The 15,187-nt window shown below is 72.1% G+C and carries 10 protein-coding genes; 8 read left to right on the top strand and 2 right to left on the bottom strand.

Features of this window, described 5'->3' with window-relative positions:
• Nucleotides 1-88: 88 nt before the first annotated feature.
• Together ACFV2J_RS14790 and ACFV2J_RS14785 are read right to left on the bottom strand one after the other, a co-directional pair.
• Nucleotides 89-1,423: a polysialyltransferase family glycosyltransferase gene (locus ACFV2J_RS14790; protein WP_385093985.1), complete on the bottom strand. Its 1,335-nt coding sequence runs from the start codon at nucleotides 1,421-1,423 to the stop codon at nucleotides 89-91.
• Nucleotides 1,420-2,400, bottom strand: coding sequence for a glycosyltransferase family 2 protein (locus tag ACFV2J_RS14785; RefSeq protein WP_385093988.1), 981 nt, complete (start codon nucleotides 2,398-2,400; stop codon nucleotides 1,420-1,422). Before ACFV2J_RS14785 ends, ACFV2J_RS14790 begins: the two co-directional genes overlap by 4 nt.
• 198 nt (nucleotides 2,401-2,598) lie before the next feature.
• Here ACFV2J_RS14785 and ACFV2J_RS14780 point away from each other — a divergent pair, with 198 nt between their 5' ends.
• The 8 genes from ACFV2J_RS14780 to ACFV2J_RS14745 all read left to right on the top strand — a co-directional run bounded on the left by ACFV2J_RS14780 (nucleotide 2,599) and on the right by ACFV2J_RS14745 (nucleotide 14,684).
• On the top strand, nucleotides 2,599-3,930 hold the full coding sequence (locus ACFV2J_RS14780; RefSeq protein ID WP_385093991.1) for a DUF6716 putative glycosyltransferase: 1,332 nt from the start codon (nucleotides 2,599-2,601) through the stop codon (nucleotides 3,928-3,930).
• A 44-nt stretch (nucleotides 3,931-3,974) separates the two neighbouring features.
• Complete coding sequence (locus tag ACFV2J_RS14775; protein ID WP_385093994.1) at nucleotides 3,975-5,282, top strand: cytidylyltransferase domain-containing protein; 1,308 nt, start codon at nucleotides 3,975-3,977, stop codon at nucleotides 5,280-5,282.
• Nucleotides 5,283-5,295: 13 nt separating this feature from the next.
• Complete coding sequence (locus ACFV2J_RS14770; RefSeq protein WP_385093997.1) at nucleotides 5,296-6,231, top strand: N-acetylneuraminate synthase family protein; 936 nt, start codon at nucleotides 5,296-5,298, stop codon at nucleotides 6,229-6,231.
• 38 nt (nucleotides 6,232-6,269) lie between these two features.
• Nucleotides 6,270-7,400 carry a hypothetical protein gene (locus tag ACFV2J_RS14765; protein WP_385438868.1) on the top strand — a complete coding sequence of 377 codons (1,131 nt, stop codon included), beginning with the start codon at nucleotides 6,270-6,272 and terminating at the stop codon, nucleotides 7,398-7,400.
• Nucleotides 7,401-7,953: 553 nt separating this feature from the next.
• Nucleotides 7,954-8,973, top strand: coding sequence for a phosphate ABC transporter permease subunit PstC (pstC, locus tag ACFV2J_RS14760; RefSeq protein WP_385094200.1), 1,020 nt, complete (start codon nucleotides 7,954-7,956; stop codon nucleotides 8,971-8,973).
• A gap of 1 nt (nucleotide 8,974) precedes the next feature.
• A complete protein-coding gene (gene pstA, locus ACFV2J_RS14755; RefSeq protein ID WP_385094197.1) occupies nucleotides 8,975-10,258 on the top strand; it encodes a phosphate ABC transporter permease PstA in 1,284 nt (427 codons plus the stop codon).
• Nucleotides 10,258-12,030, top strand: coding sequence for a phosphate ABC transporter substrate-binding protein PstS (locus ACFV2J_RS14750; RefSeq protein ID WP_385094194.1), 1,773 nt, complete (start codon nucleotides 10,258-10,260; stop codon nucleotides 12,028-12,030). The genes pstA and ACFV2J_RS14750 overlap by 1 nt, the downstream gene beginning before the upstream one ends.
• Nucleotides 12,027-14,684 (top strand): hypothetical protein, encoded by a 2,658-nt coding sequence (locus tag ACFV2J_RS14745; protein ID WP_385094191.1) that lies wholly within the window; start codon nucleotides 12,027-12,029, stop codon nucleotides 14,682-14,684. The genes ACFV2J_RS14750 and ACFV2J_RS14745 overlap by 4 nt, the downstream gene beginning before the upstream one ends.
• The last annotated feature ends 503 nt before the right edge of the window (nucleotides 14,685-15,187 follow it).

Below are 15,187 nucleotides of genomic sequence, written 5' to 3'. Positions count from 1 at the left end.
GCGGCGGCCGCCCCCCCCGCGGGGGGGGGGGGGGCGGGCCCCCCCCCCCCCCCCCCCCACGCCCGCGGGGAATTCCTGGACGGGAGGCTCAGCGCCGTACCGCCCGGCGCAGGCTGCGCGCCCGGCGCGCGACACGGCGGACCGTGGCGTTGCGCGGCAGGAAGGCCAGCTGGGCCGGGACCGCGCCGGGCAGCGCCAGCGAGGTGAGGCGCTTGCGCTTGAAGTACCGCCAGGTGTGGGTGTTCAGGTGCTGCGTCAGATAGCGCTCGGCGGCCGGGCGCAGGTCCGGCAGGATCTTCGGCTGCATCGCGTAGCCCACGGCCCGTACGAGACCGGTCAGCGCCTCCGTGGTCATGCCCACGCGCTGTTCGGCGACCGCCGCCTTGTCGGTCAGCTCCGGCAGCAGGGCGTCCACGATCGTGACCGGGACGCGGTTGCTGTTCTCGTACGGCACCAGACGGTCGAGCAGTGTGTCGGTGCCGACGCGGGCCACGGGCAGGCCGTAGAGCGCGGACGCGGTGAGCAGCGCGGTGGAGAAGCAGCCGACGACGAGCGCGGGACGCATGCGCTGGTACAGCACCTCGGCGAGGACCGGGGTGTCGAGGACGGTCAGCTCGACGTCGAGCTTCCCGGCCTCCTTCTCCAGGACGCGCGACCAGCGGGCCGGGGCCGTGGGGTGCGGCTTGAACACGACCCGGGTGTGGCCGAGCGCGACGGCGCCCTTGAGCATCCGTACGTGCAGGTCCTCCTCCTGCTCGCCGGTGAGGATGCCGAGCGCGGAGAGGTACTGGCCGAGCAGCAGTGCGGGCTCGTCGATCGACGGCAGTTCGTCGCCGGTGTCGATGAGTTCGGCGAGCACCTTCGAGAAGGCGTCCGTCGGTACGATCTCGGGTTCGACACCGAACTCCGTCAGCAGCAGCGGCGTCAGACCCGGGACCAGGTCCAGGTGGAGCAGGCGGGTCACCCGGGTACCGACCAGCGGGTCGATCTTGTTGCGGGTGGGGCCGTAGCTCATCAGGCCGTCCGCGTACACGGTGACGGGCGCGCCGGTGAAGATCTGGGCGAGGCCGAGCGCGGGGTTGACCTGGATCGACTCGACGGCCAGCTCGACGTCGTCGTCGCCGAGGTTCCAGGCCAGCCGCAGATGCCGCTCCCACAGGGGCGTGTCGTCGAGGCGCGGGGCCCAGCCCCCGGGGTGGAACGGCGTGATCGTCTCGTTCCACGACAGCACGTCGTCGAAGCGCCCGCGTAGCCGGCCGAAACCGGGCATCTCGTCCACGGCGGGTGTCGTCTCCGGCGTCGCCGCGTTGTTGGAGACGAGCAGGATGCGCCGGTCGGCGGGGCCGAAGCAGTCGGCGTCCAGGGCCGCGGCGAGCGTCGCGGTCCCGTACAGCGTGGACGCCATGAAGATCTGGGTCGTCACGCTGCCACCCCTGCGCCCGCGGCGGGACGGCGGCGCAGCCGGCGCAGCCGGGTGGCCCGCTGGACGTCCATCGAATCGAGTGCCTCGTCGAGCACGTCCTGGGGCATGCGCTGCAAGGCCCCCGCACTCATCGACTTCAGTTTCCGCGCCACGGGCGGCTCGAACCTTTCCATGGATCCCAGATGGTGGGAAATAATCGCGCAGTACGTGCGCACGGCTTTGGGCAGCAGTCTCGACGCGTCGGGGTCCTGGGCGGTCTCCGCCACGACCTGGTCGAACGCGCGGATGAAGTCGAGCTGGCGGACGTCCCCGATCTGGGTGAGGGAGGAGGCGACACCACGTCGGTAGAACACGCCGAGCAGGCTCACCGCGGCGAAGGACTCGGCCTCGCGGTGCAGTTTCCAGATCCACGGGCGGTCCTCGGCCGTACGCAGGCCGTGGGTGAAGTGCAGCAGTCCGCGGTCGACCAGACGGCGGTGGTAGATGCCCGCCCAGGCGTACGCGTAGTCGACGGAGGTGGAGCGGTCGGAGGGCAGTATGGCGTCGCGGGGGTTCATCACGACGCCCCGGCGGCCGTGCGGTACCCGGTGGACGGTGCGGGCCCGCGCGGTGCACTGGACATGGTCCGTACGGACGAAGTCGCAGCCCAGGCCCTCGATGGCGGTGACGAGTTGCTCGTAGTAACCGGGGGCGAGCCAGTCGTCCCCGTCCAGGAACGTGAGGTATTCGCCGCGCGCGGCGTCGATGCCCGTGTTGCGCGCGGTCGCCAGCCCTCCGTTCTTCTCATGTCTGACATGCACCGCGCCCGGGAGCTCGCGCTCCGCGCGCGCGAGAATCTCCGGTGTCTCGTCGCTCGAACAGTCGTCGACGAGAATGAATTCGAAGTCCTCGCGCACGTTCGCACGCAGGCTCTTCAGGGTGTCGGGTGCGTATTGCTGCACGTTGTAGAACGGCACGATGACGGAGAGCTTGACCACCCACGTGACGTTAGGGGGCGGTCCGGCATTCGTCTTGGCCGTTGGTGAGATGTCAGGTGAACGACGCGTGGCGAAGCCGTGAACCAGGCTGATTTCTCGATGGTTCGCGGCCTGATTCGCCATTCGTCGATGTGCTGTTAACCGTTTGTTGCATTCAGGTTGGGCCGCTACACGGAATCGCTTCCTAGCGTCTTGGACGTGCCAGCAAGTACCAGGAAGTCCCTGCGGGTCGCCGTTCTCGCGGATTCCGACACACGGTGGAAATGGGGTTCGCTCACCGCGAACCGCATATCTACGACTGAAACGTCCAATACGGACATTCAGGAATCGGACATCCGTCTCGACGGCTATCTCCTGCGTGGCCGAGCCACCCCCACCGCCCGCCAGCTCGAAGAGGTCGGCGTCCGCGCGGATTCCCTCCGCGAAGTGACCGCCGTCGAATTCCTGCGCGCCATGGAGCGGGAACGGTACGACGTGCTGGTCCTCGCCCTCGTCGGGGGCGCCGTCCAGGCGGTCCTGCACGGCCTGGCCCACCTCTGGGACGGGCACGAGGAGCGGCCCGTGGTCGTCACCGGCTACGTCGGTGTCGTCTACGAGAAGCTCGCCGACGGCCTGCTGCTGCGGCACGGCGCGGACCTGGTCCTCGCCAACTCCCGCCAGGACGCGGACCGCTTCCGGGACGTGTACGAGGGAGTGGGCGCCGACGCCTCGTCCGTGACGGAGGTGGCGCTGCCCTTCCTCGGCGGGGCCGCCTACCGCGAGAACGACCCGTACACGGTCGTCTTCGCCGCCCAGCCCTCCGTACCGGAGAGCCGCAAGGACCGCACCTACCTGCTGGACCGGCTGATCGCCCACGCCCGTCTGCACCCCGACCGCGAGGTGCTGCTGAAGCTGCGCTCCAAGCCGGGCGAGCACACCACGCACATCGAGGAGCTGCCCTACCAGAAGCTGGCGCAGAAGACCGATCTGCCCGCCAACTTCAGCCTGGTGTACGGACACATGGGCGAGGTGCTCGACCGCACCGACCTGCTGGTCACCATCAGCTCCACGGCGGCCCTGGAGTCCCTGCACCGCCGCATCCCCACCGTCGTCCTCAGCGACCTCGGGGTGCGCGAGTCGCTCGGCAACCACCACTTCGTGGGCTCCGGCTGCCTCGCCTCCTGGGACCAGCTCGACGCCGGACACCAGCCGGCGCCCGACCCGGCGTGGGTGGCCCGGCAGGGCGTCGCCGCCGACGGCTCGTACGAGACGGCCTTCGACGAGGCGCGCACCCGCATCGCCGAACTGCTCGCGGGCCCCGGGCTGCCGCCCCTGGCCCCCTACTACACACCCGTCACCGCGCCCGGCTACCTCCCCGGGATCCTCGCCCGCCACCACCTGGCCCCGGACGGCAGCCCGCTGCCCGGCGCCCCCACGGCCGACAAGGAGCCCAGCCCCGTACGGCAGATCGTGCGCCGGGCGGCCCGCGGCGCCTACCGCCACGGAGTGCAGCGCGTGGCTCCGGTGATCCGGCGGATGGGAGAGCTGTGACCGCCGCCGATCCCTCCAGCCTTCCTCGTCAAGGAGAACAGCGCATGACCAACTCGGAAGCGGGCCGGCCGACGCCGGTGCGCCGCGTGCTCGCGGTGATCCCCGCGCGCGGCGGCTCCAAGGGCGTCCCCGCGAAGAACCTGCTCCCGGTCGGCGGCATACCGCTGGTGGCCCGCGCGGTGCGCGAGTGCCGCGCCGCCCGCCTGGTGACGGACGTCGTCGTCTCCACCGACGACCAGGCCATCGCGGCCGCCGCCCGCCAGGCCGGCGCCGAGGTCGTGCTGCGGCCCGCCGCCATCGCCGGTGACACCGCCACCTCCGAGGCCGCCGTCCTGCACGCCATGGACGCCCACGAGGCGCTGCACGGCTCCCCGGTCGACGTGGTGCTGCTCGTCCAGTGCACCAGCCCGTTCATCGTCCGCGAGGACGTGGACGGAGTCGTGAACGCGATCGTCGCGAACGACGCGGACACGGCGCTGACCGTGGCCCCCTTCCACGGCTTCGTGTGGCGCGACGGGGACGACGAGCCCGCCGTCCCGGTGAGCGTCGACGCCGAGCGCGCCGCCGTCGCGGGCGGCACCGACACCCTGGTCACGGACACCGGCACCAGCGGTGGCTACGGCATCAACCACGACAAGTCCTTCCGCCCGCGCCGGCAGGACCGCCCCCAGGACCTCCTGGAGACCGGCGCCGTCTACGCCATGGAGGCCGCCGGCTTCCGCGTCGCGAAGCACCGGTTCTTCGGCCGCACCGAACTCGTGCGCACCGACCCGGCCCGCGTCCTGGAGATCGACGACCCGCACGACCTCGCCCGCGCCCGGGCCCTCGCGCCGCTCTTCGACGCGAACCGCCCCGGCGCCCTCCCGACCGCCGCCGACATCGACGCGGTCGTCCTCGACTTCGACGGCACCCAGACCGACGACAGGGTGCTGATCGACTCCGACGGACGGGAGTTCGTCTCCGTGCACCGCGGGGACGGACTCGGTATCGCCGCCCTCCGCAAGAGCGGACTGACGATGCTGATCCTGTCCACGGAACAGAACCCGGTCGTCGCCGCCCGGGCCCGGAAGCTCAAGATCCCGGTCCTGCACGGCATCGACCGGAAAGACCTCGCACTGAAGCAGTGGTGCGAGGAGCAGGGCATCGCGCCTGAGCGCGTGCTCTACGTCGGCAACGACGTCAACGACCTCCCGTGCTTCGCCCTCGTGGGCTGGCCCGTGGCGGTCGCGAGCGCCCACGACGTCGTGCGCGGCGCCGCACGCGCGGTCACCACCGTCCCCGGCGGCGACGGCGCGATCCGAGAGATCGCCAGCTGGATCCTCGGCCCTTCTCTCGACTCCCTCGACAAGTAAGGAACGTCTCACCATGAGCAACTCCCGTCTGCGCAGCTTCGGTTCGAAGACCGCCGGCCCCGGCCACCCCGTCTACGTCGTCGGCGAGATCGGCATCAACCACAACGGCGAGCTCGAGAACGCCTTCAAGCTGATCGACGCCGCCGCCGAGGCCGGCTGCGACGCCGTCAAGTTCCAGAAGCGCACCCCGGAGATCTGCACCCCGCGCGACCAGTGGGACATCGAGCGCGACACCCCCTGGGGCCGCATGACCTACATCGACTACCGCCACCGCGTGGAGTTCGGTGAGGACGAGTACCGCCAGATCGACGAGTACGCCAAGAGCAAGAACATCGACTGGTTCGCCTCCCCGTGGGACACCGAGGCCGTCGCCTTCCTGGAGAAGTTCGACGTCCCGGCCCACAAGGTCGCCTCCGCCTCGCTGACCGACGACGAGCTGCTGCGCGCCCTGCGCGCCACGGGCCGCACGGTCATCCTCTCCACCGGCATGTCGACGCCGAAGCAGATCCGCCACGCGGTCGAGGTCCTCGGCTCGGACAACATCCTGATGTGCCACGCCACGTCGACGTACCCGGCGGTGGCCGAGGAGCTCAACCTCCGCGTCATCAACACCCTCCAGGCCGAGTACCCGAACGTCCCGATCGGCTACTCCGGTCACGAGACGGGCCTGCAGACCACGCTCGCCGCGGTCGCCCTCGGCGCCACCTTCGTCGAGCGTCACATCACCCTGGACCGCGCGATGTGGGGCTCCGACCAGGCCGCCTCCGTCGAGCCGCAGGGCCTCACCCGCCTCGTCCGCGACATCCGCACCATCGAGGCCTCCCTCGGCGACGGTGTCAAGAAGGTCTACGAGTCGGAGCTCGGCCCGATGAAGAAGCTGCGCCGCGTCACCGGCGTCGTCGCCGAGTCGGAGATCGCCGCCGCCGCGGGCGAGCCGGTCTCGGTCTGAACGCCCTGATTTCCTTACGACGGGACGGTCGTACGCCGATGAGCCCCCGCGCCGGTACCTCCGGCCCCCACACGCTGGCCTTCGTCGAGAGCCCGGTACAGCTCCTGAACGTGCTGGAGTGGGCGCATGCCCACGCCCCGCACGCGACGGAGGCCGGCGAGTGGGCACCCGGCGCGGGACCGGACGGTGCGTCCGTCCGGTCCGCCGGCGCGGGGCTCACCCTCGTCGTCCTCTCGCCCAACGACCCCATGACCCGCGGCCAGCTGCGTCGCATGGCCGAACTGGCCCGCGACGAGGGTCACGAGGTCCGCTGGGAGGAGGCGCGTGGTGGCACCACGGCCCCCTTCCACACGATCGGCGGCCTGGCCCCGCTGCTGCGCAGGGCCCGCCGCATCGTCATGGGAGACCCGTTCTCCCGTTACGTGCAGCTCCTGCTGACGATCACGAAGGCACGCGACCTGGTGGTCGTGGACGACGGCACGGCGACGATGGAGTTCGTCGCCCAGCTGGCCCGCGGTGAACGCCTGGTGCGCTGGCACCGGCGCGGGGGCCGTCCCGGCCCCCGTGACGTGCTGTTCGCCCCGATCTCGTCGTCGGCCCGCCGCCGCCTCACCCCGAGTGAGGGACGGCGGGTGGAGGTCTTCTCCTCCATGCCGATCGACTCGGCGCCGGACGGCGTCACCATCACCGCCAACGACTTCTCCTGGACCCGCGCCCGCTTCGGGCCGCCCCGGATCACCAAGGGTGCGGACCTGGTCGGCACCTCGCTGGTCGAGACGGGTGTGGTGGACCCGGACCGCTATCTGGAGGCGGTCCGTTCCCTCGCCAAGACCCACGGCGCGACCCGCTACTTCGCCCACCGCCGCGAGAGCACCGACAAGCTCCACCGGCTGGCCGTCGAGACGGGGCTGGAGATCGTCCGCCCCGACCTCCCCCTCGAACTCATCGCCCGTCGCGGCCCCATCGGCCGTACGATCCTGAGCTTCCCCTCGACCGTCGTGCACACGCTGCCGCTGGCGCTGGTGGGGACCGACGTCCGCGTCGCCGTCTGCGACATCGACCCGGCGTGGCTGACGGAGACGGCTTCCCCGCGCGCCCAGGGGTTCCTGTCGGGCGTCACCGGCACGGCCCGGGACGTACACCGGCTGTCCTCCGTCGCGACGGCGTAGGGAACCGGTCGCGACGGCGTAGGGAACCGGCGGCGCCGCGCGTGGTGCGTGGCGCCGGCGGGACGGCTTTTCACGAGCCCGCCCCCGCGGGCCAGGGGCGGACCGGCCGGCCCCGGGCGCCGTGAGGCGGTGGCCCCGCCCGTCGCGCGCCCGCGACACCCGGCGGACGGCGACGACCGTCCCCCTCTCACCGACACCCGGCCACTCCCGGTGAAGACCGGATTCCGCCCCCGAACGCCCCGCCCAGATCCTGGGCGGGGCGTTCGGCGTCGAGCGGGGGGACCGGCGGTCGACGGGACGAGGGGCACTTTCAGCCACAACCTCGGCAATACCGTGACGGTGGATATCGCAGACCCCGAATTCGGGACAGCGCACACCGACTCACAGGTTGTCCCGAACTTCTCCACACCTGCTGCACCGAACAGACACGGGCTATTCGCGATTCGTCCATGGATCGCGCGTTGGACCGACACGATCCAGCCATTGAATCTCCCCGCACGGCACCAATCGGTGACCGCACGCCTGTTTCGTCTACGCAGTGGGGGGACCACACGTGGCGTCCGCGCACGAGGAGTCCGACAGACCGGATTCCGACACACCCGCACCCCGGCGGCCACCCGCCGCCCGTGGGCTCGGTGACCGGATCTTCCGGTATCAGCTGACGGCCAGCGGTGTCGTCGTTCTCGCCATCATGGCGGGAGTCGGCCTCTTCCTGCTGCTGAGGGCCGGTCAGGCGCTCAAGGCCACCGGCTTCTCCTTCCTCACCACCGCAGCGTGGCAGCCCGACGTCCACCACTTCGGCATCGCGGCCGTGCTCACCGGCACCCTGCTGATCGCCGCCGTCGCGGTGACGCTCTCCGTGCCGCTGGCCGTGGGAACCGCGCTGTTCATCTCCGACGTGGCGCCGCGCAAGCTGCGCCGCACGCTGGTGACGATGGTCGACCTGATGGCGGCCGTACCGTCGGTCGTCTACGGACTGTGGGGCCTGTTCTTCCTCCAGCAGCACGTGATCGGAGTGTCGCGCTGGCTGTCCAGCTGGCTCGGCTGGATCCCGCTGTTCACGGTGGACGGCGCCCAGCCGGGTGAACCGCTCGCCTCGGACAGCGTCTACACCGCCTCCACCTTCGTCGCCGGCATCGTCGTCGCCCTGATGGTGGCGCCGATCCAGTGCTCGGTGATGCGCGAGGTCTTCGCGCAGGCCCCGGCGGGCGAGCGCGAGGGCGCCTACGCGCTCGGCGCCACCCGCTGGGGAATGATCCGCGCGGTCGTCCTGCCCTACGGCAAGGCCGGCATCATCGGCGGCACCATGCTGGGCCTCGGCCGGGCACTCGGCGAGACGATCGCGGTCTACCTGATCATCTCGCCGGTCTTCACCATCCAGCCGCACATCCTGCAGACCGGCTCGAACTCGGTCTCCTCGCTGATCGCCCTGCACTACGGCGACGCCTCCACCTTCGGCATGTCGGCGCTCATGGCAGCGGGCCTGGCGCTGTTCCTGCTCACCCTGGCGGTCAACTTCACCGCCTCCTCGGTCGTGGCCCGCTCCCGGTCCGGCGCACAGAGCGAGGCATGAGATGACCGTCGTGGAACAGACCCCCGCCCCGGCCGCCGCCCCGTCGGCCGCCGTTCCTCCGGCCCCCGCGCCGGAGCCCGTGCAGCCCCCCGACCGGCCGCGCCGTATCGGCGGCTTCAGCCGCCCGGGCGTGCTGTCGCTCACCGGCGCCGCCGCCTCCGCGCTGTGCACGACCATCCTGCTGTACGGCGAACTCGCCCCGTTCTCGGGTGCGTTGGGCTTCACCCTCACCGCCTACCTGCTCTTCCTCTCGATCTACGCGGTGTTGACAGGATTCGAAGAGGACCGGCAGGCCGTACGCGACCGGGTCATGACCGTCGTGCTGTGGACCGCGGCCACGCTGCTGTTCTCGGCGCTCGTCCTCGTCGTCGGCTTCACCGCCTGGCGCGGCCGGGAGGCGCTGCCGCACGGCAACTTCTTCACCCAGGACATGCAGGCGACGGGCCCCCTCGACCCGCTGACCGGCGGCGGCATCGCCCACGCGATGGTCGGCACCCTCGTGATGACCGCCATCGCGCTCGCGATCACCATCCCGCTGGGCCTGGCCTGCGCGGTCTACCTGAACCAGATCCCGGGGCGCTTCTCCCGCTTCGTACGCACCATCGTCGAGGCGATGACCGCGCTGCCCTCGATCGTCGCCGGCCTGATGGTCTACGCCGTCTGGATCCTCGGCCTCGGCATGCAGAAGTCGGGCCTCGCGGCGGGCTTCGCGATCAGCGTGATGATGCTGCCGATCGTGATCCGCGCCGCGGACGTGGTGCTCCGGCTGGTGCCGGGGACCCTGACCGAGGCGGCCGAGGCGCTCGGCGCACCCCGCTGGCGCACCGTCTGGCACGTCGTCCTGCCCACCGCCCGGTCCGGACTCGCCACGGCCGTCATCCTCGGCACCGCGCGCGGCATCGGCGAGACCTCCCCCGTCCTGCTGACCGCCGGCTTCACGGCGTCGCTCAACACCGACCCCGCCAGCGGGCCGATGGTGTCCCTGCCGCTGGCCGTCTTCAACTTCGTCAAGTCGCCCCAGCCGACCATGATCGCCCGCGGCTTCGGAGCGGCGGCCGTCCTCATGGCCCTGGTCCTGGTCCTCTTCGTGATCGCCCGAGTGATCGGCGGCCGCGGCCCCGGCCACCAGACCAAGCGGCAGGCCCGCCGCACCGCCCGTGCCTCACGGCAGGACCTGGCGCGCTTCGACGAACTGCACGCCCCCGGCCTCTCGTTGTTCGAGGCCGGATCCCCTGCCGAAGCGTCCGCCCCAGCCGACCCCACCGCCTCCGGAGAGAACGACTGATGCGCAGCCACCTCACCACCGCCTGCCGGCGCCTGCGCGCGCTGGGGACCCTGGGCGCCCTGTTCGCCGTGATCGCCGGGCTGCTGGCCGGGCTCGGGGCGGCACCCGCCGCGGCCGAGAGCTACACCCCGGTCGCCGGAGCCGGTTCCACCTGGGCCGAGAACGCCATCGACCAGTGGCGCAAGGCCGTCAACCAGTACGGCATGCGGATCAGCTTCGCCGGTACCGGTTCCTCCGACGGCCGCCGCCAGTTCCTCAGCAACACCGTCGACTTCGCGGTCTCCGACATCCCCTTCCAGACCCACCCGACCGACGGCTCGGCCGCCGAACGCCCCTCGGCCGGCAGCTACGCGTACATGCCGATCGTGGCCGGCGGCACCGCGTTCATGTACCACCTGACCGTCAACGGCAAGCGGGTCACCAACCTCCGCCTCTCCGGGGACGTCGTCACCAAGATCTTCACCGGCGTCGTCAAGACCTGGGACGACCCGCTGGTCAAGGCCGACAACCCGGGGCTCCAGCTGCCGCACCGGCCCGTCGTGCCCGTCGTCCGCTCCGACGGCTCCGGCTCCACCGCCCAGTTCACGATGTGGATGGCCGCCCAGCACAAGTCGCTGTGGCAGGCGTACTGCGGCAGGGTCGGCCGCTCCGGGGCCTGCGGGCAGACCTCGTACTACCCGACCGTGCCCGGCATGATCGCCCAGAACGGCGACCCGGGCGTGGCGGGCTACGTCGCCCAGAACTACGGCGAGGGCGCGATCGGCTACGTCAACTACTCGTACGCCATCAACGAGGGCTATCCGGTCGCCAAGGTCCTCAACCACGCGGGCTACTACACCGAGCCGACCCCGAAGAACGTCGCCGTCTCGCTCCTCAAGGCGAAGATCAACACCAACAAGCACTCCGCCGACTACCTCACCCAGCAGCTCGACGGCGTCTACAGCGACACCGACAAGCGCAACTACCCGCTCTCCAGCTACTCGTACATGATCCTCCCGCTGCGGGTGCAGGGCATCTTCACCGAGGCCAAGGGCAAGACACTCGGCGCGTTCTCCTACTACTTCATGTGCCAGGGCCAGCAGCAGATGCCCAAGCTCGGCTACTCGCCCCTGCCCATCAACCTGGTGCAGGCGGGCTTCGACCAGATCCGCCGGATCCCGGGCGTGCAGACCAAGAACATCAACATCAAGGGCTGCAACAACCCGACCTTCTCCTCCGACGGCCACAACAAGCTCGCCGAGACCGCCCCCTACCCGGCCGACTGCGACAAGAAGGGCGCCCCGCCCTGCAACACCGGCAGCGGCGGCGCCAAGTCGAACGACGGCAAGGGTGGTTCGGGATCGACGGGCGGCACCGGCGGCGGCAGCGCGTCCGGCGGATCCGCGAACGGCGGTACGAACGGCGGGAGTTCCGGCGGTGACGGCGGCACGGGAGGCACCGGCGGCCCGGGCGGTTCGGCGGGCGGCAGCGCCCAGCCCGTCGTCGACCCCGACACCGGCCAGACCCTGGCACCCGGCACCGCCACCGGCGGCGGATCGGGCACCGGCACCGGCGGCGGCACCGCCGTGGACGGCACCATCGCCCTCGCCCAGCCCATCGCCGTGGCCGGACACAGCGGCTGGACCGGCACCCAGACCCTGATGCTGCTCGCCGTGGCCCTGGTGCTCGGCCTGCTGCTCCTGCCGTCCCTCGTCTCACGGGCGATGGCCGGGCGCGGCGGCGACGCCGGAAAGAACGGCACCGACGACCTCGCGGACGGGGGCGCGCGATGAAGCGCATACGCAACCTGCTGGTGCGACTCGTCGCCGGCACCGCCGTGGGCGCCCTCGCCGGCCTCGCGGTCGCCCAGGCCGCACCGCCCGCCACCGCCGCGAGCACGGCCGACTCCGCCGTCACCGTCGCCGGCCGCGGCGAGTTCAAGGACATGAGGTTCACGGTCAGCCAGACCAAGCACCTCACCAGCCAGGCCATCACCGTCTCCTGGTCCGGAGGCGCCCCGACCGCCTTTGCGGGCACGCTGTTCAACACCGACTTCGTGCAGATCATGCAGTGCTGGGGCGACGACGACGGCAGCGTCCCGGACAACCCGGGCCCGTCGCGCACCCAGTGCCAGTACGGCGCCTCCCCGACCACCGACCGGGGCAACTGGCCGGGCAACGAGTACGACGACACCCGCAAGATCTTCTACAGCGCCGACCCCACCAACTACGGCCAGGACGACCGCTACGGCGCCGGCGGCGTCTCCGGACAGGGCGAGGTGCCCTTCAAGTCCGTCGACGGCACACTGATCACCTCCGGCACCCAGAACAACGCCCTGTACAGCCGCAACACCACCAACGAGGTCGACTTCGCCCGCACGGACGCCGGCGGCAAGGGCCAGGAGTTCTTCGAGGTGCAGACCGCCAACGAGGCCCCGCACCTGGGCTGCGGCGTCCCGGTCACGGCAGGCGGCCGGACGACCCCGCGCTCCTGCTGGCTGGTGATCGTCCCGCAGGGCCACCTCGACCTCGACGGCAAGCCGTACGCCGACACCAGCCAGGTCAACGCCGGCTCCCCGGTCTCCTCCACCAACTGGAAGAACCGCGTCGCCGTCAAGCTCGACTTCAACTCGGTCGGCACCAACTGCGCCCTCGGCTCCGACGAACGCGCCACCACCGGCAGTGAACTCGTCGCCGACGCCATGAACAGCTGGCAGGCGGCCCTCTGCCCGAGCGGCAAGGTGTTCGGCTACACCGAGCTCGGCGAGCCCGACACCCGCGCCCGCCTCGCCGGCGACGGCTCCTCCGGGCTCGCCTTCACCACCCGCGCCCTCGGCGCCGACACCGGTACGACCGCCCCGACGGACAGCACCGTCTACGCGCCCACCGCGCTCTCGGGCACCGTCATCGGCTTCACCATCGAACGCAGACCCAAGGCCGGAGCCTCCGAGCCGATCCGCAGACTCGCCGGCACCAAGGTCGACTCCATCGACCTCACGCCCCGCCTGGTCGCCAAGCTGCTCACCGAGTCCTACCGCAACTCCCCCTGGGGAGCGGTCCTCGGCTCCACCGTCGCCAAGGGCTACGGCTGGGCGAAGAACAACCCGGCCGGCCTGGCCAGCGACCCCGAGTTCCTCGCGCTCAACCCCGAGTTCGCGGAGCTTTCCGTCCCCGAGACCCCGGCCACCGACACCGACCTGCTCACCTCGCTCGGCCGCACCGACTCGGCCCGCGCCGTCTGGCAGTGGATCATCGCCGACAAGGAGGCCCGCGGCTTCCTCGCGGGCGTGTCCGACGACTGGGGCATGCGCGTCAATCCGTACTTCAGCACCAACGTGGACCTCAACCCGAGCGGTTTCGCCTTCGACCCGGCGGCCACCGACACCTATCCCAAGAGCGACCCCTGGTGCACGGTCCCGCCGAACTCCGGCGCCACCGAGAAGAACAAGCAGTGCATGATCGACTTCCACCCGTACGTGACGGACATGCACTCCGGCGCCCTGCACACCCGGCGCGCCGACAGCCTGTGGAAGGCCACCTGGGACCCGCTGGCCAGCCCTCCCTCGTACAAGAGCCCCGGCCCGCAGACGGTGGGCTCCCGGTTCGTGATCACCGTCACGGACGCGGCCTCCGCCGTCCGCTACGGCCTCCAGACCGCTCGGCTGCGCAACACGGCCGGCGCGTTCGTCGCACCCACGACCGCGTCCCTCACCGCCGCCGCGGCCTCCGCCTCCGGAGCCCACGCGGCCGAGATCAACCCCGCCAAGGCCACCGCCAAGGGCGCCTACCCGCTCGCCCAGCTCGTCTACGCGGCGCTGCGCCCGGCCAAGCTCGACGCGGCGGCCCGCAAGGCCTACGCGGCACTGCTGACGTACGCGGCCGGCACCGGGCAGGTCCCCGGCGCGGACCCGGGACTGCTCCCGGCCGGATACGCCCCGCTGTCGAAGGCACAGCGCACGAAGGCGGCCCACGCCGCCGACGCCCTCGTCCACTACACCGGGCCGTCCGCCCCCGGCGGCGGGTCCTCCGGGACCGCCGGCGGTTCGAGCGGCGGTGCCGGCGGTACCGGCGGCACCGGGGGCACGGACGACTCCGGTGGCACCACGGGCGGCGACGGCACCGGCACCACGCCCGACACCGGCGGTACGGCGTCGGGCGGCGGGAGCGCGAGCCCCACACCCAGCGGCGCGCCCTCGTACGACGGTGGCAAGGCCGTCGAGACCACGGCCCAGGGCACCACACCGGCCGACCCCGCCAACTCGCTGCGCTACGCCGTCCCGGTCGGCGCCGCACTCGGTGCCGTGGCCGGTCTCGGCGCGCCCTTCGCGGGCGGCGGCAGGCTCCGCTTCCCGCTGCGCGTGCCGCTGCCCGGCGGTCGCGCCCTGACGATCCCCGCCCCGGTCCTCCCGGAACGGCTGCGCGCGCTGCTGCCCCCGAGACGGGACTGAAGCCCGTGCCCCACCGACCCGGAGCCGCCGCTCCCGACCAGCGGAGCCGGGCCTCCCGAGCGGGGGCTCACGGACGAGGAGCGCGGCCCGGCGGGCCACAGAGCCCGGCCGACCGGGCCGCGGCCCTGGAGGACGGAGCCGGACCCCCGTAGGCCCACGCCCCCGGACGAGGGGGCCGGGCCCGCCGGGCCACGGCCTGCGAGCGGGGGAGTCCGGGCCCGTCGGCCGGGGTCCCCGCACCACGGGGCCGGGCCCGCCGGGCCAGGGCCTTCGCACAAGGGAGTCACGGCCCGACGGCCGGGGCTCGCGCACCACGGAGCCGGCCCTGCCGGGCTGAGGCTCCCCGAGGAGAGGGTCCGGACCGCCGGGCCCCGCCTCACGCCGACGGAGCCAGGTCCACCCGGGCCGGGGCTCCCCACAGACGGGGGGGGGGCGCCGCGCGGGGGGGGGGGCGGGGGGCGGCGGAGCCCCCCCCCGGCGCCGGGGCCCCCCCCCCAGCCCGG

It is taken from the genome of Streptomyces sp. NPDC059668 (assembly GCF_042734135.1).
Classification (GTDB): Bacteria; Actinomycetota; Actinomycetes; order Streptomycetales; family Streptomycetaceae; genus Streptomyces.
The sequence above is the reverse complement of the archived record's forward strand: the minus strand, read 5'-3'. Positions and strand labels throughout refer to the sequence as shown.